We start from the raw sequence: 19,023 nt of genomic DNA, 5'->3' as shown, positions 1-19,023 counted from the left end.
GTAGATGATTTATTACCTTAATTCCTAAATACTGACCGATGAGAACGGAGTGATTACGGTCTTATCTCCCCGATAGTCTGACGAGGGGAGCAAGGGCAGTTTGTGGGTACAAACTGACGTCTTGCAATATCAGCTAACGAAACGTTTACGCACAAGGCGTTTTGCTGCCGAAAAGTGAATGCCGTGCATTCTGTGTTTAACTGCGTTCGTGGTGTTCCCATCATTCAGTATGTTTGACAAATGTCTGTTGTTATGTTCTCTAAAAAAGGGTTGAGGGTTTTGAGTGGAATAATATCCCCTTTTCCCAAAAGTCCTCGCCCCCTTTTCCTGTGCCTCACAGCTTTCTCCACTTCTCTATGTCCTCACCATACTCCTCCAAATGAATGCGCACGATGTTCTCCACGAAACTTGAAAGGTTGCTGCCCCTGTCGCCTAACCTGCGCACGATGAAGTCGGCACGTTCCTGCGTTTCCCTGCTCAGATAGACCGCTTTTCGATTGCTCAGTTTTGTCGGAACAAGGTAGGCTTGCTTGTAGGCTTCGAGTGTTTTCTTTCTCATTTTTGAGCTGATGCGTCTTTGAACAGCCATATTCTCAGTATGCCGTGTATGCTCGGATTTCCCAGAAGTGATATCCGCTTCTTCTTGAGTAATGCTGTCCTCATTCATTTCTACGTCCGTTGTTGTTTCCTCCACAGGAACGGGTTGTGCTTCCGTCTGTGGGATTACCTCATTGTCCATTTCATCATCTTGGTTGTCCAAGAACCACGAAAGGTCTTTGTCATTCATCATTGTTTTCTTTTTCATTTCTCTATCTGATTTTATGTTTGACTTGTTTTGATTCCTTGTTTTGATTTTGGTCTGTAACCGACATGTGTGCCTGTATCTGCCCTTTATGCTTCTGTCGCTCACGGACACGATTGACATGAAACTCGTTGAGGTCTTTGAAATCCTTGTAGTGTATGCTCATGTCCTCAACATGAAAGCCTGCCCCTGCAAACTCCTGTACAGCTCTCCGCCCTGCATCGTCATTATCAAGAAAGGTACGAATGAAAGATATTCCCTGCGCATTCATATACCGAATTGCTTTGGCGGTATTGCTCACGGAGTTTAGCACAATACAGGCATTTGTTACTTCTTCTTTCATTGAAAGAAAAGAAAGAAAATCCATAAAACCCTCGAATACACAAGTTGGCTGTATTTGGTTTATTATCTTGTCGGTGAATATAGGAGTAATGTCTTTCGGAGTTATCGTTCCCTTGAACGTTTTATTGTCCCGAAGCTCATAGCCGCCAGAGAGATTGGCAAAGCCGATGGCTTCGTAACATCTGCCCCTTACCTCATAAGTGATACATTTAAGAAATGGCATTGCCTTTTCCAAGTCAATGCAGCGTTCCCTCGCAAGATACTCCTGCAAATGTGGTGGCAGGGTGTCTGATATTTCTATCAGTCTCCTTGCTCCATTTACAGCCATCACAGGCTGGGAATTATTTGGCACGAAGTCTTTACGAGAACTATATGTTATATTATCGGAAGCGTTTTGTTCCAAACAGCGGATGGCTTCCGATAGCGTGCAGCTCTCCAAGCGCATACAGAGGTCGATTATGCTTCCGCCCCTGCCTTCGGCATAATCTATCCAAAGGTTCTTCTCTGTGTCCACCTTGAAGCTCGGATGCGTTTCCTCCCTGAGCGGTGAATAATACAGGGCATAGGCAGCAGTCCTACGTACAGGCTTGATGCCTTTCCTTTCGAGATACTCCACGATGGGATATCGCTTGATAAGTGATAAATCTTCTTCTTTCATTGTGATATGTTTTAATTAAACTGATTGTATAATTTTTATTTGAATGACAATAGTGTGTTTGAATGATATTTGAATGGTAGTTGAAAGAAAAACTCTTTTCTGAAGTTTTTCCTCTCCAAACTTTTTCATCTTTCTTCTTACTACATACTATTTTTTGATAAGTGATTGATAATCAGTGCTACTTTGTGGTATAAGACAATACTACACATTCTACTACATTTGGCTACTACAAGTTTTAAGGAGCGGGCAGGGCAAGATTTTCCTAATTTTGTAGACATAGATGGGGCTACCTCCGTTTCTTCGTTTGCTCATCTTTATGTATCCTGCTTTCTTCAAGGCTTCGCCCATACGCTTGGCAACAAGTGATTGGTGAGTATAAATACCCAAATAGGTAAGTATCTCCGTAGTGGTCATTAACGAATAGTTTTCATCCTCCGCTGGTTTCTCGAAGCAGCGTAGTAGTAGTTCCATTTCTGCAGTCTGCACTTGGAAATCCTCGCTCTCCCTGTATAGTTCGGCAATCTCATCATCATCAAACCAATAGCGAAAACCTGACTTTAACAGGGCTTTGGCTTCCGCATAAACATTGTCCATCGAGATAGCTTTTGCTCTCTCAATATCTATAGAAAGCACTTCAAAGGGCAGGAAGCGTCTGTAAGAAAGTCATTGCCGTTCACTGATGCCACAAAGCTTGCCAAGTGAGGATGCTCTTCCACGTACTTGTCGTAGGGCATACGGTATTTGACCATCGGACAGGTGATGAGGTTTTTGAGCTCGTTCTCGTCCCGTTTGTTGAGGGCTTTGAGTTGGTCATCAATGTTTACGATGAGGTTTTGCCCGATATAAGTCAGCGTGTCCTTCTCCTGCGGATATATCTTACCCGTGTAGCTGTAACCGTGCAAGGCTGGCGGACAGAGCAAATCCAAAAACGTGGTTTTGAACTTTCCCTGCTCGCCCGTCAGCACGAGACAGGTGTGGTTTCGGCACTCACGGTCGTCCATGGCATTGGCGACCACTGCCACGAGCCATTTGGTGAGGTACGGCAGCCACTTGTCAGAGTTACGCACCACAACGCAACTTGCCAAGTCAGGAATGGCTTTCAGTGAAAGGGAAGAAATATCACAACAGCAATTGTTTTCATTATTGCCACTACTTTCATGATTACAACTATCGCTATTGCCACTATTATTACCACAGATATTACCAATATCCCTCAAGGGCAATCCCTTGAAATACTCCTGTATAGGGTTGATACGTGGAGAGAAGCTGCTCTCTATAATGGAATAGAGGTTGTCGGAAGATGTGTTAATCCCCACATCGTTGTCAAGTTCCCTGCGGAGCGTGTTGATTTCATAGCGACCCACTTTTGAGAAGTGAGCATCGCCCTTACTCCTGTATTCAGTTCTTCCCAATACTGTGTTGTATCTGAACTCATAATAAGAGGAGAGATAAGTTTCTATCTCACCGTTTTTGGAGGAAGTCTTCCTTTGCTTAGGCATATTGTTTCCTCCCTTCGATTTACTTTTATCTGCATTCTTCTTCATTATATGCTTGGTTTGGTTTCAGAGAGTGAAGTTATTACGAGAAGATGAAAGTTCCAAGCATTCGGAGAGTGCTTGCATAATGTTGCGTTCATTCGCAATAAAGTTCGCACGGATTTTTGAGGAGACAGGAAAAGAAATGACTGATTGAAGCCCAAATTAAGTCAAAACAGAAGATAAAATAGCAAGGAAAGACAGAGGTAGAAGTGTACCCTCTGCACACGTTTGCAGTATTCAGCACCAATATTGCAAACAATAGAATCAGTACAGAAATAGGGTAGCTTTTGTCTACACCAAGAGTGCTACAAGGTGCCACTTAAAAGAAGAATGATAGAATAGGACATGCACCGCCCTATCTTTGCGTCAAACGGACGGTAAAAGAAGAAAACAGGGAAAGAATGCGCAAACGGCTGCTGATAAAATGCATTGTCTTTTTCCTTGAAGTTCCCGATATTTCCCTGCTGTTCCCTGCTGCTTTGAAGTGTGATAAACTCATCATACTTTTGCAGACATAAACGTGCGATGATACGCAAAACAGGCAAAGGTATTGTCAATACCAATAAGACAGAATTACAAACAAAACAATAATAGAATTATGGGATATTTTATCATTACGGATTCAAATTGGACAAGGCTCAGAAATGAGATACTTAGCCTTGCTGAGACCTGCCATAAGGCATTTGGAGAACAAAGCAAGCATACCGATTGGCTGCACAACGGTGATGTGTGCAAGTTGCTTAACATCAGCAAGCGCACATTGCAGCACTATCGGGATACAGGCGTGCTGCCTTTCTCGCAAATCGGGCATAAGTGCTATTACAGGCGTGAGGATGTGGAGCTATTGCTCCAAAGTAAATCGGAGAAATCGAAAAAAACAGATTCAAAAATAACAAATAAGGAAAGAGAATGATGGAACAGGTAAGAGACTTGAACATGGATGCGGACGATATGCTTGTGGTACTCTCCGCACTTGAGGGAGTGAACAGACGGATAAAGGAAGTAGCACAGACACACAAGCCGCTCTTTGGAGGAGAGCATTTCCTAACAGGTAAAGAAGTATGCGAGAGGCTGTATATCAGCCCACGCACCCTGCAGGACTATCGGGATAGGAAGATTATACCCTATATACAGTTCGCAGGGAAGATACTCTATAAGGCTTCGGACTTGGAAAGGATGTTGGAGGAGAATTATAAGTAGGATAAGATGATTAGTATAATTGATAAACTCAACAAGTAATCAGAGCGGAAGCATAACTTTATGTTATTCCTATTTTAAACCCAAATCGGTCATTAGAAATTTTTCCGTGCAAAAAGTCAGATTATAGCAGACTGTTCCATTGTAATAGCATCTGTATATTAACACAATATGCATCTTTCGTTCTATTGCAAGACAAAATGAAAGCGAAATTTTCTAATGACCGATTTGGGTTAAAAAGAGTCTGTTTATAAATCATTTTAATATACTTGAACTATAATTATTTACTAAGAAGTACTATCTTTGCATTAAAAATGCAAATACAATGAAATATACGCTTACTATATTCACACTACTTATCTTTGTATTGGTGGGATGTAACAATTTCACATATCATGGAGAATTAGCCACTATTGACAGTCTCATAGCTCATCAAGACAAACGTGCATTAACGATCTTGGACAGCCTTTCTAAAAATCAGCGGAATTTTACGAAGAAAGATTATCTGCTTTATCGTTTTCTTTTGGCAGATGCCCATAATCAGTTTTTCATCTCTATGAAAGCCGATACCTTTATGACCGATGTTGCCGATTACTATAACAGGTACGGAAACGACAAACAACGTATAAAGGCCCTCTACCTGTTGGGGTGCGTTTATCGCGACAAGGGAGATGCGCCAATGGCGATTGAATATTACAACAAGGCTGTGGAGCAAGCGGATACAACACAAGCAGATTGTGATTTTAAGCAACTCAGCAGAGTTTACGCACAGATGGCGGGACTGTTCGACGAACAACGTACTCCCAAGATGGAACTGAAGATGTGGGGCAAAGCGATTGCCTGTGCCGAGAAAGTAAAAGACACACTGGCAGTTATTAATTTTCTAGACCACATGGGTGGAGCTTATTATTTGCTTAATGACAAGAAAAAAGCCTTGGAAATCAACCATGATGTTTACAAACGTTACATTGCCTGTGGCAGGGCTTCCGATGCTGCGGGGTCGTTGCTTACAACGATAGAAGCAGAAATAGAAAACAATCAATTAAAAGAAGCCAAGAAGCATATAGACGAATACATTAAATACACGGGTGTGCTGAATGGGCAACAAGAACTAACAGAAGAAAGAATATCTTCCTTTTTCTATATAGGCAAATATTACGAAGCGATAGAAAAAAATGATTCTGCGGAATATTTCTATCGTAAATTATGGAATGGTTTTGATGAAATTGAATATCAAGAAGCTGCATATAAAGGCTTGTTGTCCGTATTCGAGAAAAGTGGCGAGAAAGACTCCATTGCCAAATATGCCCGATTATTTGCCGATGCCAACGATTCAGCAAATTTTCAGGAGTCGGCAACAGAAATAACACGGGCGCAAGCTTTGTACAACTACAACGAAAGTAAAAGAAAGGCTACTGAAAAAGAAGAAGAAAACAACAACCTTATACGTGTCATCTACGGAATACTTTTCCTTGTATCAGCTATATCGGTAATCGGATATTTACATAGAAAAAAGATGTCTGATAAAAGAAAGGCACAGCAGATGGCTGCCAACAAAGAATATTCCTCATTGCTATTTAGATTTAGCAAAGCCACCAGCGATGTGCAGGCGTTAAGACATGATATGGAAAGATTCAAAAAGCAGAAAGAGCAAGAGATTATGCACCTGCAAGAACAACTGTCGTTCTATCAGGAAGATACGGCAAAGGAAAAGGAATGGGATATTGAGCAGGCTTTGCTTTCTCATCAAATAGTGATAAGATTTCATGATTTGGCAGTCCATGCCAATATGCCAACGGAAAAAGAGTGGCGTCATCTCATTGAAATAATTTCACAACGTCTATCAGATTTCTATACCAAGATTAGTAATGCAAGTTACGCACTTACCAGTCAGGAAATTAAAACCAGCATCCTTGTCCGACTTTACTTTAGTCCTTCGGAAATCGCAACCTTATTAAATTTGAAAAATCAGCGTATAACAAACATCCGATCCGCTATTAATAAGAAGCTATTTGGCATAGATGGAGCTAAGGGAATTGATAAAAATATTAGGGAAATGTGATCAATAAACCATTTTTGTCAAGATACAAGTCTTTGATAATCTGTATTTTACACTTTTTCTTTAAGAAAGTGTAAAATGTGTAATCATTTTTTTTGTTATATCTTTATGACAATAGTTCGTTAAAATTTGAGTATATGGCTACGCAGCCTTAGGCTGCCAACCAATGAGTTCTTTGACAATCTTACTAATTAGGGTCTGCTGAATTATTATCTCTTCACAGACAGAGGGTAGCAGACGTAGCCCCTCATAGTGACGATAATGATGAAAAACCACCAGATTTCGGTCAGGGCAAGACAAAGTTCCCTGAGGAACTTCATCACGTTTTTAACGAAGTAGCACATTCCTGTCCAGCATCGTGCTGTATCTGGAAGCTTGGCTCTTATGTCATTGGCTCGATAGATTCTCTTGCCAGTACCGAATGAGCATTCGATTTCATTGCGCTCCCCGATGGCTTTGGCCATTCTGGATTTCATCTCATCTGAAGGAGGATCCTTCGGTGGTCGCCCTAACGGTTTGCAGTATGAATGGATTTCAAAATCCTCAAGTATATCTCGGTTTGACCTGTTTAGGTAAATCTTATCCGCAAGGATGGTGGCCGGAAGATAGCCGAAGCGTTCTTTGAAAAGTTGAATCTGTAGCAAGAGATCCTGGCTCTCGTTGTAGGCATCCCAGCTGTGGTGGTCGATGAACGTATAGCCCTCGACTATGCTTGCACCTATCTTGGCCCCGAACTCAGTCCTTGCCTTAGCCTTTCCACGGACAATGGCACGGACGTGTGGCTGAAAGATGCTCAGTATGCGGTCTGCACAAGTATGAGTCTTTGACCTGTACATCTCCTCCTGCTGATGGTACATCGTGAGGATTGCAGTCAAGGTGCGTTTCTCATATAGGAATAGGCTCTCGTAGTACGTCTTGTTCTTTGCAAGCAAGTCCATTAAGATGCGGATGTCCTTGCGCAAGTAGTTGAGCATCACCCCGATAGTATCACGCACCATCTTGCCTTTCTTCTTGGCTTTCTTGACAAGCTGAAGGTATGCCTGACGTGCATGCTTGTAGTTCGTGCGTGGCTTGTGCAGCTCAAACATCTCGCACACCTTTATAATATAGTCGGTAACCTTGCGGCAACCATCATGTATTATATCAACGTCAACAGGATAACGCATCTCTGCATCGGCACAGGTAGCATCAATCTTCAGCACTCCCTTGTGCTCGCGACCTTTTGAGTCGGTGAAGGAAGCGGCATTCGGATCCTCTGGTTTCGGAGCCGGCGGGTCCTCATCATTCCTCTTCGCCTCTTCTTCTTCACGCTTGCGTTTCTCTTCAAGAAGACGCCTCTGCTTGTCGAGAAGCTTGACTGTCATCTTGTTGAGTTCTTCCTCTGAGATTCGCTTGCGTATCGTGACGAATAGGCTCGGGTCGAATATAGGCTTGTCGGTGAACTCATGCAATCCACAAAAGTACTGCATGTAGGGACTCTCTCTGATAATCTCGATGGTCTCGGCATCACTCAGGTTTAGTTTGTGCTTGATAATCATTGCGCCGAGAATCATGCGTGCCGGCTTGTTCCCTGCACCTTTCTTCTGATTGTCCAACCTTGAGTTGTATTCCTTCTCAAGTTCTGTCCATGGAAGAAGGTTTCCGAGAGCCACCCATCGGTTTGTCTTGTCCAACTCATCAAGGGATGAGCGGAGCAAACCGAGGTCAAGTTGCTTGTATTTTGGAGCGTAAAACTTCATCTTGCTATGGATTTAACTATATAAAGGTACGATTTTCTAGTTAAACAAACAAAGAAATAAAGTTATATAAACTTAAATATCAGAGAGTTATAAATTATTCAGTAAACACTAATTAAAGTTCGGTTCGGTCGGCATCGGGATATATCGAAAATTAATTTCGTATAGTTCGCATTGAACATCAACGACTTAACTTTTGCCATGGAATTGTCCATACCATTGTCTTTCATGAAGACCTTGGCGGCATTCAGTGAGGCAAACGATGCGTTGAACGCAAAGTCTAGCTGTCTCTTGTGTCTTGCCTGACAATCCATAAGTCCCGTAAACTGCTTGCTGTCGCGATAGCAGAACTCTATCTGGAAACGAGTGCGGTATGTCTTCAATACTTCCTCACCCGTCATTGAGAGTTTTGTCGAGAAGAACAACTTGCACTTTCCACCTGGCATTCGCCAGATGACAAGTCGCACCCTCTTCTTCAGAGCCTTGGCATAAGCCTCGAGGGTGTACGCCTTTCCGTCCAGTCCATCAATGTGCAGTTCTTCCATGCATGAGAGGTTGAGGTTTGCCAAGTCAATCTTGTCTCCCTTGACTCTTGGTCGTCCACGCCTCTTTTCCCTCTTGGGAATGTAATGCAGGCAAGCGTTGTCACGGAAGCGGCTGACCAGATAGAAGCCAAGCTCCGATATGCCCTTCTCGAACGTGGATGTGGAGAAGAATGCATCAGCCACTACTATATCAGTGATACTCAGCAGTTTCTTTGAATACCGCTTCATAACACTGATGTAATATTCGACGAGTGTCTTGTTCCTCATCTTCAGCGCGGAGTTCCCTATTGTCTGATGGGCACGCAGCATCATGCACTTGTTGTTGGCAACATCCAGCAAGCCGATGCCCATGATTTCAAGTCCGTGCTTCACCGCCCCTGCACATCCCGACCAGAACCGTCCGATATGAGGAGTCTTCTTCCCGGCCTTGCTGATATAGCATGGGTCTATGGCAATGGCAAGTAAGCCTTCCATTTCCAACACACGCCTTGCAAGAGACAGGTTCAACAGAAGCCAATCAATGCAGTCTTTCTTCTTGCGGTTGAAATTCTGACGATAGGTCTGCTCGCCATGCTTGCCGTAGCGAGCCATCTGTGTGAAGTTTATCTTTCTGGGTAGAATCATATATAAAGTCAGTATCTCGATGAGCAGAGTCTGGAAAGTTTTTGCTAACTTTGCACCAGATTCTTTCATTGATGTACGGATTGCACCCTTGAGGATCTCCTCATATTGGCTAAGTGGTTCTGAAATCATCATACTTTTAAAGTCTTGAATAAATTATAAAGGTACTGAAAATCAGGCACTTAGCCAAATTTATTTAGTTATGTTTTGTTAATCAATTCGCTCATTTTCAAACAATTATGTGATTATTAACAGAGTATTGTTATGAAATAATTAATTTTGCTTTCAAATAATCAAAATCAAACAACTATGAATAAACTTATGATGAAGTTTTACTCTTTCTGTATCACATTTATAATGTCGCTGCTTAGCTGCTTTGGACAGAATACACATATAATTGAACCAAGTATAATCGAAGTCAGTTACCATGTAAAAATTGGTAATAGCTATGATGATTTTGCACTGAGGGTGGGGAAAAATGTAAGCCAATATTTTAGTTATCATAAATTACGATTTGATTCTTTGGCTACTAATCCTGAAACAGCTTTGGCGATGATCAATGAGAAAATAAAAGCAGTCCAAAATAGGAATAATTCTACCGGGCCTGAGATCGTAAGTCCTGGCTATAGAGACTATCTTTATAGAAATCTTGAAGAAGGTAAAACGATAACATATACAGGGATTTGGAACTCGCATTATAGAATTGTAGAAGATATCCCCACACAAGAATGGGTAATTTGTGAAGACAGTACACGGGAAATAATAGGATTCAATTGCAAGATGGCAACAACGCACTTTCGAGGACGAGAATGGAAAGTATGGTTTAGCGAAGAAATTCCGTTACCACTTGGTCCATGGAAACTGGGAGGATTACCCGGATTGGTTTTAGCTGCACACTGCAATGGCTATTTAGATATAACAGCAAACAATATAAGAAAAGAACAACTACCACCCGTTAAATTTTATAATTTCTGGGAGGTAAAATATAAAGATATAGATCGTCTCACATTCTTAAAAAAGGCTACCGATCCGACGCTATACCCAAAGAATACTATCTTTTATCCTCAAATGGAGCTAGAATAAAACAGTGAATATGAAAAGATATATTACCTTGATTTTGATTGTGCTACTTGTGCAGTCAGCAGGAGCACAGACGATGGTGAAGGGTGTTGTTACCGACATGGGAGGACATCCTGTGCCTGCGGCTATTATTAAAACGATCGATGTTTTCACAAAAAAGACATTGAACTTCTGCCAGACAGACGATAAGGGGATTTTCACTATCGCAGCCCATGAAGGTAATATTCTATCTATTTCGGCGATGAGCTATAAGAAGCAAGAGCTGAAGATCACAAAGGATATGCCAGAAAAGCATATTACGTTAGAAGATGATGTCAAAGCATTGGAAGAAATCGTAGTGAAAGCCAAACCTGTTCGGCTGAGCGGAGATACGATAAAATATCTTTTAAACACGTATGCGAAGCCTGAAGATCGCACACTGGCCGATGTCCTTTCACGTGTTCCGGGCTTTGAAGTAAATAAAGAGAATGGTGCGATACAGTATGAAGGCAAGTCTATCAGTAACTTCTATATAGAAGGCATGGATATGATGGGTGGTAAATATGGCGTGGCTACAAAGTCTTTACCAAAAAATGATGTTGCAACAGTGGAAGTGCTGAAGCATCATCATCCTATCCGCGTGCTTGATGACTTTACCTATTCCGATGACAATGCCCTCAACATCCGAATGAAGAATGGGGCTAAGGCACGTTGGATGACAACCTATAATGGAGGAATGGGAATCAAGAGACATGGTGGATTGTGGAATTTTGAAGCCTTTGCCATGCGCATAAAGCCAAGTTTCCAAACAATGCTTACCTATAAAACAAACAACATTGGCAAGAATATACGAAGAGAGACCACTGATCTATTGAACTTTGATGACCTTCAAAGCCCCTTGACAGCTATGCTTTTGCTCCCATCTCCATCTACTCTATTGCTCGGAGGACGCTCACTTTTCAATCGCTCACATGCCGTAAGCCTAAATACGCTGCAACGTATAAATGAAAACTCGCAGATAAGTGTACAGATTACCTATACCAACGACCGCAATGAGGCTACCTCTTTGCGACATTCGGACTATTATACGAATAGCGGAGTTAAAACAATAGAAAATACCAAACATTACTTGGAGAAAGGCAACGAACTCTTTGCAAAGGTGAAATACGAGAATAATGCAAGCAATCATTATCTTAAAAATGAACTTTCGGGAAACTTCGTGTGGAACAAACAATGGCTGAACGAACAGGGAACCGAGCCGCATGAGATGATGGGAAACCTGCCAGTTTATACACTGAGAGACAACTTCAGCATCATGAAGAAATATGGTAAACGTTTAATTACCATAGAATCGAAAAATATCATGCAGGTACGTCCACAACAGATGTTTGTAGATTCTTTAGCACAGCAAATAAATCAGCATTATTATGAAACAAACACAGATGTCAGCGGGAGCTTTAAACTCGGTAGATTTATTGTATCTGGACAAATTGGCATCAATGCAGGAACTCATCGCTTTTCATCTAATTTAGTGGGAGTACCAGATAGTCTGGGATTGCTGACGGGTAAAAGCAGCTTTACTTTTACGAAATTCTATGCCAATCCGAGTCTTGAATACATGGTGAAAGATTTTGATTTCACATTATCGGGAGAAATGTCCTACAACCATTATAAGTACAGCTTGGATAATGGCCAATCTAAATTTCTTTTTTCTCCTAACCTCCATGTTAGATGGAACGCCACAGCAACATGGGCTTTTTCGGCTGATGCCTCCATTAATACAATGCGGATAAATGCTGCCCACTTTTATCCAACACTGGTATTACAAGACTATCAATACATAAATAAAGGTTTGGCAGACTATCATTTAAGCAAAGAGAAAAGCGTAGGAATAGGAGTAGTTTATAGCGATGCTCTGAAAGGAAGTTCTGTGCGATTTCGCGTTACAAGATCGTTTGGCAACTCGCCTTATACACCTACACAAGACTATGTGGGCAACTACATCTTGGAATCATTAACTCCTGAAGACACAAAATATAATAGCTGGAGTATGACTCTAATGGGTTCACAGGGAATAGGTTTCTTAAAAGGAAAGCTAAATGTAAGGGCATTATACAACGTTATGAATAGTTATATGGTACAGAATGGAGAACGGATGCCTTTCGATACAAAGAACCTAGGACTTACCTCAAGCCTTGATATTGGTCTGATAGAGGGTGTGGACATAACTTATAAACTTACTTATGGCTTTCATCAGATGAAGATGCCTGCGCTTAGTAGAACTTCCAATCTTAATAGTTGGAAGCATGAGGGAAGTATCAGAATCCCTCTATGCAAAGTCCTAAGTCTGGAAACTTTGACGGAATACTATCATAACGAAGTCGCACAGAAGAAATTTAAAGATGTTTTCTTTCAGGATTTTACCTTGATGTTTCAAGCCAGTCACTTCGACCTTAGTCTATCTTTGAATAATATTCTTAACAAGAAAAACTATGGCTATGGAATTAACGGCACCCTTTCCAGCAGCTTCAGCAATCAGGATATAAGAGGAAGAGAGTTGATGCTTAGTTTTTATTATAAACCTTGATACAAATCGTTAATGCACTTTCTATTTTACCCCAAATTGGTCATTAGAAAAAGCTTCTTGTCATTTTCTAATGACCGATTTGGGTTAACAAGAAGCTATTTGGCATAGATGGAGCTAAGGGAATTGATAAAAATATTAGAGAAATGTGATCAATAAACCATTTTCTATCAAGATACAAGTCTTTGATAATCTGTATTTTACACTTTTTCTTTAAGAAAGTACGCGAGTTCGGGATAAGAAAAGCACTTAAAAAGTTGGTAATCTCGCTTATTATTTGTACCTTTATAGGTGATAATCAACAAGTTACAAATAAAGATAAAGCGATGATTACCAAAGATAAAGTTACTGAAATATTCTGTATTATAGATGAATTTAACAGAAATTTGAATTCTGAACTCGAAAATAACCTTTTTCTACCTACTAATAACGGTAAAGGAAAACGTTATAGAAATCGTAAAGGTCGTCTTTCTGAAAGCGAAATTATGACTATTCTTGTGTGCTATCATTTCGGTACATACCGTAACTTTAAGGAGTATTACCTCAACTGCATTCGCGGACAACTCAAGCAGGAGTTTCCCGATGCTGTATCCTACAATCGTTTCGTGGAACTCATGCCACGTGTTTTCTTCAGGATGATGATGTTTATGAAGCTTTATGCCTTTGGCAAATGTACGGGAATAACATTTGTCGACAGTACCATGATCCCTGTATGTCATAATGTAAGGCGTTATTCAACAAAGTATTTGCAGGTTTCGCGAAGAATGGGAAAGGTACTATGGGTTGGTGTCACGGCTTCAAACTGCATCTGCTCTGTAATGACTCAGGAGAGGTTATAACCTTCTGTCTTACAGGGGCAAATGTTGATGACAGAGATAAACGGGTGTGGAGCGTTTTTACAAAAGTCTTGTATGGAAAAGTGTTCGCTGACAGAGGATATATCAAAAAGGAACTCTTTGAAACATTGTTCGACCAAGGCATACATCTCGTACATGGTCTAAAAGCGAACATGAAGAACAAACTTATGCCTATGTATGACAGAATCATGCTTAGAAAGAGATACATCATCGAATGTATCAACGAGTTGCTAAAGAACAAGGCTAACCTTGTACATTCACGGCACCGATCAATACATAATTTCATCATGAACTTATGTTCTGCTCTTACAGCCTATTGTTTCTTTGACAATAAGCCGGAGGCACTGCCAGTACACGTGGAGAAATCAAGGCAATTGGAACTTTTCTAAAGATTTTCTTATCCCGAACTCGCGTAAGAAAGTGTAAAATATGTAATCATTTTTTTTGTTATTTCTTTACAAAATAATTAACTTTGCTTTCAAATAGTTCCCTCAAAGATATCATTGGCAACTTATAATTGATGGTATAGGAGTGGAGGAAAATAATAAGGAAACATTTATAAAATATAATAAAAGGCAATTATACATCTACATGCTTTACTTACATAGCCATATAGACTGCCTAAAAGCTTTATTTGCAAACTCTTATAGAGAGCAAATTAGCTTCTCCGATGAGGCAATAATTACATATAAGAGTTTGTTGAACTCTATACAAAGTATGAATATCCAACATTATCCCTTTGTACTCATAAACAGTTATAGACTGCCCAAAGGATATAAGATAACCGACATTCCATATATCTCAAGATATACTGAATAAAAATAAAATATAGACTTAAAAAGCGAAGAAGTTGCTAATCTTTTAATTTGAAGTCTATATAGAGGCACTGCCTAACCTCTTATTTAACCCAAGTTTAACGGGCATAATTATTTTTCATAAATTTTCAGTGTGTTTTGAGGGTTTCAGGTTTGCTAAGTACTTAATAATCAGCCGTAGCGTTTTCTGAATACGGAGTAAATCTGATTTGTAGGACACCAGCATATCAATTTTTTTTTGTTACTTTGCACCTATGCACGCAAATGTACAGACACGTTTTAATCCGGCAACTGGTGAAAAGGCTCTTTATTATAGACTAAAAGAGTCATATCGTGACGTGGCTGGACACGTACATTCGCTCATTCTGCTCAATATTGGTTTTGAACCTTCTCTCACAGCCTTGCAGGTGAGAAGGATTGCTTTTGCACTTACAGAGCGTTTTAAGAACAGAGGAACTAATTCTTTATTTGGCAAGCATTTGGAGGGACTTACTGAACTGGAACAGGCTAAGGCGGATGAGTGGTGGCAGCGGATGAAAGAGGAAGGTGGAATTGATAGATTCGATAAGAAGGAACAGAAAGCAAGAAAGGAGTCTGAACGTTATATCGATCTTGCTACGGCAGAACATACTGACGCAAGGAATGTTGGTGCAGAATGGCTCTGTAAGCAGACCATTGATAAGCTGGGACTGGAAGAGTTCCTGCGTGACCAAGGATGGAGCAACCATTCTATCCACACCGCACTCTCTGCGCTCATCATCCGGACTGTGTATGCCGTGTCTGAACGTTCCTCGTATTATTATCTCAGGGATAATTCGGCTGCCGCCGAACTTTACACTAGTTCGCAAGACTGGACTCCGGGTATCAATGCCCTGTACAAGGTAACGGACAAACTCTATGAACTCAAAGAGAAGATAGAATGTCACTTGTGCAATGTAACAGATAACCTTTTTAATATAGATAACAAGCTGATGCTCTTTGACTTGACAAATTTCTACTTTGAGGGTAGTAAGCGTGAAAGCAAGAAGGCACAGTTTGGTAGGTCAAAAGAGAAGCGATCAGATTGTAAACTTCTCGTCCTGGCCCTGTGTATCAATAAGGAGGGCTTCATACGCTATTCTTCTATCCTGGAAGGTAATACGGCTGACCCTAAATCACTGCCTGATATGATAGATACGCTGGCAGACAAGAATCCTGTACAAAAAGAAAAATCGCTTATTGTGATGGATGCAGGTATTGCAACCGGAGAGAATCTAAATCTTATTAAGGCAAAGGGTTACAACTATCTCTGCGTATCTCGCACCAAGCTGAAAGATTACACGCTCAGTGAGGACCATAAGAGCGTGATGGTAAAAGACGCCCGAAAGCAAACAATAACGCTCAACAAGGTACACACCGAAGGTGAGGACTACTATCTTGAGATAACCTCTCCATCTAAGGCTATGACCGAATCGTCAATGAACAAACTTTGGCGTGAAAGGTTTGAGACAGAGCTGAAGAAGATAAATGATGGTATTGCAAAGAAAGGTGGAACGAAACTCTACGAGAAGGTTGTAGAGCGTACGGGACGAGCCATACAGAAATATCCTTCTATCGCAAGATACTATGCGATAGACTACATTAGAAACGAAGAAAAACCAAAGGAAATGCTACGTGTAGACTGGAAGCTCAAAGACCTCTCAGCCATCGAGTCCGGACACGGCGTATACTTCCTACGGACCAATGTAGAAACACTCGACGAGCGTACCACATGGGACTATTACAACCTCATACGGGAAATCGAATGTACCAACAGGCAGTTGAAGACCGACCTGAACCTCCGTCCTATATATCATCAGACCGATGACCGGAGCGATGCGCATCTTTTCTTCGGTCTGCTTGCCTACTGGGTGGTAAATACCATCCGCTGCCAGTTGAAGCGAGAAGGCGAATCCTGCTATTGGACCGAAATCGTGCGGAGGATGAGCACCCAGAAACTTGTAACCACGGAAGGTAGGAACCCGTTAGGAGACATCGTACAGATGCGACAATGCAGCAATCCCTCAAAGCAGGCAACTGCTATATACGATAAATTAAAACTGAAATATGCACCATTCAGAAAAATAAAAATTTGTAGGACACAGAGTCCATAGCCAAAACTGAAAAAGTATAATAATAGCAAGATTCTACGATGATAGGTGTTAAACTTGGGTTAAATTCAAGATACTCAAATACTAGTTAAGAGCATTTTTGAAAGGCAAAAAAAATATTACTATTAAATTAATTTAGAAAATTATGAAAAAATTAGAATTAAAAGAGTTAGAAAACATCTTTGGTGGTATTTCTAGAGAAGAGTATTGTGAAAATCTTCGCAAAATTATAGCTAACAATAAACTTTCGGAGAAGGCACTTGCAGGGTGGACTATTGGATATAGTACTCACTGTGTGGAGCATTAAGCTATTATTTTAGGTGGATGTTTAAAACATCCACCTAAAAAAAATTTCATTATATTGAAATCTTTTCATTATTAGCAAAGCATAATTATGTTATGAAATATAGTTGGATAATATTTTTTATATTAATATCATCTGTCGTAACTGCACAGAAGAAACTTGATGTTACCAATCTCGAGTGTCAATATCAATATGTACATATGCAAGATACCCTGAAAAAAATACTGGATGAGGATGATAGACTTGTGCTGTTATTAGGTAATAAAGTTTCTAAGTGTTATAGTTCTTATAGTATGCAGGTTGATGAAAGATACGAAAATCCCAATAGGCGTAAAATTATAGATGCGGAAATCATGGAGTTTCTTAAAACTAAGAAACAACCATTACACAAGCGTATGAAGGCATATGTCTACAAGAATTATCCCGAAGGCAAAATGACCGTTACAGATGGACTATCGCTACAGGATTATATTTATGTTGATTCTCTGAATAATATCAACTGGACGATGGCAGACTCCACAAAAACAATTTTGAATTACACAGTTCAGATGGCAACATGCGATTATAGAGGACACCACTGGACTGCATGGTTTGCTCCTGACGTGCCTGTCAGCGATGGTCCATGGAAGCTACATGGCTTGCCAGGACTAATCATGGAGGCATACGATACCAATGCTTATCATCATTTCACGATTGTGGGAATTCGAAAGCTTACTGATATGCCAATTGTCATGAGTAAGACTTATGTTGGTACCAATAAATTTGAAAAAGTAAAACGGAAAGATTTTCTCAAGTTGCAAAGACAGTATCTCGAAAATATGAGCGGAATAATCAAAATGGAAACAGGAATTGATCTTGACCCCAATTCTTCGCCTACACAATTAACCTTTCAGCCCTTAGAAACAGAATAGTTGTAAAAACGAGAATATAAATGCCTATGAAAGCGATATTAACGTTGTTATTCGTATGTATGTGCTGCAAAATATCAGCACAGAAGATGCTTGATAATGCTAATTTTGAGTACCAATACAAATATATCTATCAGAATGATACAGTAAAAGGAACTACAAAAGACGACAGATTAGTATTGTTGATAGGCTCGAAAGTTTCAAAGTGCTGTAGCTTCTATAGCCTTCAGATAGACAGTTTAATGTCTAAACCTGATTGGTATGAAATCTATAGAAAGCAGTTAAATCAAGCATTTACAAGTAATATTGACCCACCTCATAGACGTATGAAGGCATACGTCTACAAGAATTATCCAGAAGGCAAAATGACCGTTACAGATGGACTATCGCTACAGGATTATATTTATGTTGATTCTCTGAATAATATCAACTGGACGATGGTAGACTCCACAAAAACAATTTTGAATTACACAGTTCAGATGGCAACATGCGATTATAGAGGACACCACTGGACAGCATGGTTTGCTCCTGACGTGCCTGTCAGCGATGGTCCATGGAAATTACATGGCTTGCCAGGACTAATTATGGAGGCATACGATACCAATGCTTATCATCATTTCACGATTGTGGGAATTCGAAAGCTTACTGATATGCCAATTGTCATGAGTAAGACTTATGTTGGTACCAATAAATTTGAAAAAGTAAAACGGAAAGATTTTCTCAAGTTGCAAAGACAGTATCTCGAAAATATGAGCGGAATAATCAAAATGGAAACAGGAATTGACATTGATCCAAATTCTTCGCGGAAGCAATTAGGTTTTCAGCCCTTGGAAACAGAATAGAGCCGTTAAGAATATAAAACACAACAT

Annotated in this window: 13 protein-coding genes and 2 pseudogenes; 10 read left to right on the top strand and 5 right to left on the bottom strand. The window is 40.4% G+C overall.

Annotated elements, in window-relative coordinates; all coding sequences use genetic code 11:
- Nucleotides 1-334: 334 nt before the first annotated feature.
- The 3 genes and pseudogenes from DYI03_RS00995 to DYI03_RS00985 form a co-directional block, all read right to left on the bottom strand.
- On the bottom strand, nucleotides 335-805 hold the full coding sequence (locus DYI03_RS00995) for a DUF3408 domain-containing protein (RefSeq protein WP_025064754.1): 471 nt from the start codon (nucleotides 803-805) through the stop codon (nucleotides 335-337).
- A gap of 4 nt (nucleotides 806-809) precedes the next feature.
- The gene (locus tag DYI03_RS00990; RefSeq protein WP_115367868.1) at nucleotides 810-1,802 is read right to left on the bottom strand and encodes a toprim domain-containing protein; all 993 of its coding nucleotides are present in this window, start codon (nucleotides 1,800-1,802) and stop codon (nucleotides 810-812) included.
- Between the two features lie 213 nt (nucleotides 1,803-2,015).
- A pseudogene (locus DYI03_RS00985) lies at nucleotides 2,016-3,301 on the bottom strand (VapE domain-containing protein).
- A gap of 637 nt (nucleotides 3,302-3,938) precedes the next feature.
- On the opposite strand from DYI03_RS00985, the gene DYI03_RS00975 reads away from it, so the two are divergent.
- The 3 genes from DYI03_RS00975 to DYI03_RS00965 all read left to right on the top strand — a co-directional run bounded on the left by DYI03_RS00975 (nucleotide 3,939) and on the right by DYI03_RS00965 (nucleotide 6,599).
- A complete protein-coding gene (locus tag DYI03_RS00975; RefSeq protein ID WP_025064872.1) occupies nucleotides 3,939-4,253 on the top strand; it encodes a helix-turn-helix domain-containing protein in 315 nt (104 codons plus the stop codon).
- Entirely contained in the window at nucleotides 4,253-4,540 is a 288-nt protein-coding gene (locus tag DYI03_RS00970; RefSeq protein ID WP_036870320.1) for a helix-turn-helix domain-containing protein, read from the top strand. The genes DYI03_RS00975 and DYI03_RS00970 overlap by 1 nt, the downstream gene beginning before the upstream one ends.
- Before the next feature lie 322 nt (nucleotides 4,541-4,862).
- Entirely contained in the window at nucleotides 4,863-6,599 is a 1,737-nt protein-coding gene (locus tag DYI03_RS00965; protein WP_115367867.1) for a tetratricopeptide repeat protein, read from the top strand.
- A gap of 206 nt (nucleotides 6,600-6,805) precedes the next feature.
- On the opposite strand, the gene DYI03_RS00960 is transcribed toward DYI03_RS00965, so the two are convergent.
- Both DYI03_RS00960 and DYI03_RS00955 read right to left on the bottom strand, forming a co-directional pair.
- Nucleotides 6,806-8,335 carry an IS5 family transposase gene (locus tag DYI03_RS00960; protein ID WP_115367854.1) on the bottom strand — a complete coding sequence of 510 codons (1,530 nt, stop codon included), beginning with the start codon at nucleotides 8,333-8,335 and terminating at the stop codon, nucleotides 6,806-6,808.
- A gap of 98 nt (nucleotides 8,336-8,433) precedes the next feature.
- A complete protein-coding gene (locus tag DYI03_RS00955; RefSeq protein WP_115367947.1) occupies nucleotides 8,434-9,630 on the bottom strand; it encodes a transposase in 1,197 nt (398 codons plus the stop codon).
- Nucleotides 9,631-9,819: 189 nt separating this feature from the next.
- Between DYI03_RS00955 and DYI03_RS00950 the strand changes: the two genes are divergently transcribed.
- The 7 genes and pseudogenes from DYI03_RS00950 to DYI03_RS00925 all read left to right on the top strand — a co-directional run bounded on the left by DYI03_RS00950 (nucleotide 9,820) and on the right by DYI03_RS00925 (nucleotide 18,996).
- Entirely contained in the window at nucleotides 9,820-10,581 is a 762-nt protein-coding gene (locus tag DYI03_RS00950; protein WP_244916327.1) for a GLPGLI family protein, read from the top strand.
- A 10-nt stretch (nucleotides 10,582-10,591) separates the two neighbouring features.
- Nucleotides 10,592-13,144: a carboxypeptidase-like regulatory domain-containing protein gene (locus DYI03_RS00945; RefSeq protein WP_021668055.1), complete on the top strand. Its 2,553-nt coding sequence runs from the start codon at nucleotides 10,592-10,594 to the stop codon at nucleotides 13,142-13,144.
- A gap of 323 nt (nucleotides 13,145-13,467) precedes the next feature.
- Nucleotides 13,468-14,387 (top strand): annotated as a pseudogene (locus DYI03_RS00940) (IS982 family transposase).
- Between the two features lie 680 nt (nucleotides 14,388-15,067).
- Complete coding sequence (locus DYI03_RS00935) at nucleotides 15,068-16,945, top strand: IS1634 family transposase (protein WP_115367866.1); 1,878 nt, start codon at nucleotides 15,068-15,070, stop codon at nucleotides 16,943-16,945.
- A 142-nt stretch (nucleotides 16,946-17,087) separates the two neighbouring features.
- Nucleotides 17,088-17,249 (top strand): hypothetical protein, encoded by a 162-nt coding sequence (locus tag DYI03_RS13365; RefSeq protein WP_021669440.1) that lies wholly within the window; start codon nucleotides 17,088-17,090, stop codon nucleotides 17,247-17,249.
- Between the two features lie 92 nt (nucleotides 17,250-17,341).
- Complete coding sequence (locus DYI03_RS00930; protein ID WP_115367865.1) at nucleotides 17,342-18,157, top strand: GLPGLI family protein; 816 nt, start codon at nucleotides 17,342-17,344, stop codon at nucleotides 18,155-18,157.
- A 26-nt stretch (nucleotides 18,158-18,183) separates the two neighbouring features.
- Complete coding sequence (locus DYI03_RS00925) at nucleotides 18,184-18,996, top strand: GLPGLI family protein (RefSeq protein ID WP_158635978.1); 813 nt, start codon at nucleotides 18,184-18,186, stop codon at nucleotides 18,994-18,996.
- Nucleotides 18,997-19,023: the final 27 nt, after the last annotated feature.

It is taken from the genome of Prevotella disiens (genome assembly GCF_900454955.1).
GTDB lineage: Bacteria > Bacteroidota > Bacteroidia > Bacteroidales > Bacteroidaceae > Prevotella > Prevotella disiens.
This window is presented reverse-complemented; position numbering and strand designations above follow the sequence as displayed.

Excerpts from the sequence above, each read along its gene's own strand:
- DYI03_RS13365 (WP_021669440.1), top strand. The coding sequence starts at position 17,088 with ATGAAAAAATTAGAATTAAAAGAGTTAGAAAACATCTTTGGTGGTATT.
- DYI03_RS00930 (WP_115367865.1), top strand. The coding sequence starts at position 17,342 with ATGAAATATAGTTGGATAATATTTTTTATATTAATATCATCTGTCGTA.
- DYI03_RS00970 (WP_036870320.1), top strand. The coding sequence starts at position 4,253 with ATGGAACAGGTAAGAGACTTGAACATGGATGCGGACGATATGCTTGTG.
- DYI03_RS00965 (WP_115367867.1), top strand. The coding sequence starts at position 4,863 with ATGAAATATACGCTTACTATATTCACACTACTTATCTTTGTATTGGTG.
- DYI03_RS00935 (WP_115367866.1), top strand. The coding sequence starts at position 15,068 with ATGCACGCAAATGTACAGACACGTTTTAATCCGGCAACTGGTGAAAAG.
- DYI03_RS00995 (WP_025064754.1), bottom strand. The coding sequence starts at position 805 with ATGAAAAAGAAAACAATGATGAATGACAAAGACCTTTCGTGGTTCTTG.
- DYI03_RS00975 (WP_025064872.1), top strand. The coding sequence starts at position 3,939 with ATGGGATATTTTATCATTACGGATTCAAATTGGACAAGGCTCAGAAAT.
- DYI03_RS00960 (WP_115367854.1), bottom strand. The coding sequence starts at position 8,335 with ATGAAGTTTTACGCTCCAAAATACAAGCAACTTGACCTCGGTTTGCTC.
- DYI03_RS00925 (WP_158635978.1), top strand. The coding sequence starts at position 18,184 with ATGAAAGCGATATTAACGTTGTTATTCGTATGTATGTGCTGCAAAATA.
- DYI03_RS00990 (WP_115367868.1), bottom strand. The coding sequence starts at position 1,802 with ATGAAAGAAGAAGATTTATCACTTATCAAGCGATATCCCATCGTGGAG.
- DYI03_RS00955 (WP_115367947.1), bottom strand. The coding sequence starts at position 9,630 with ATGATTTCAGAACCACTTAGCCAATATGAGGAGATCCTCAAGGGTGCA.
- DYI03_RS00945 (WP_021668055.1), top strand. The coding sequence starts at position 10,592 with ATGAAAAGATATATTACCTTGATTTTGATTGTGCTACTTGTGCAGTCA.
- DYI03_RS00950 (WP_244916327.1), top strand. The coding sequence starts at position 9,820 with ATGATGAAGTTTTACTCTTTCTGTATCACATTTATAATGTCGCTGCTT.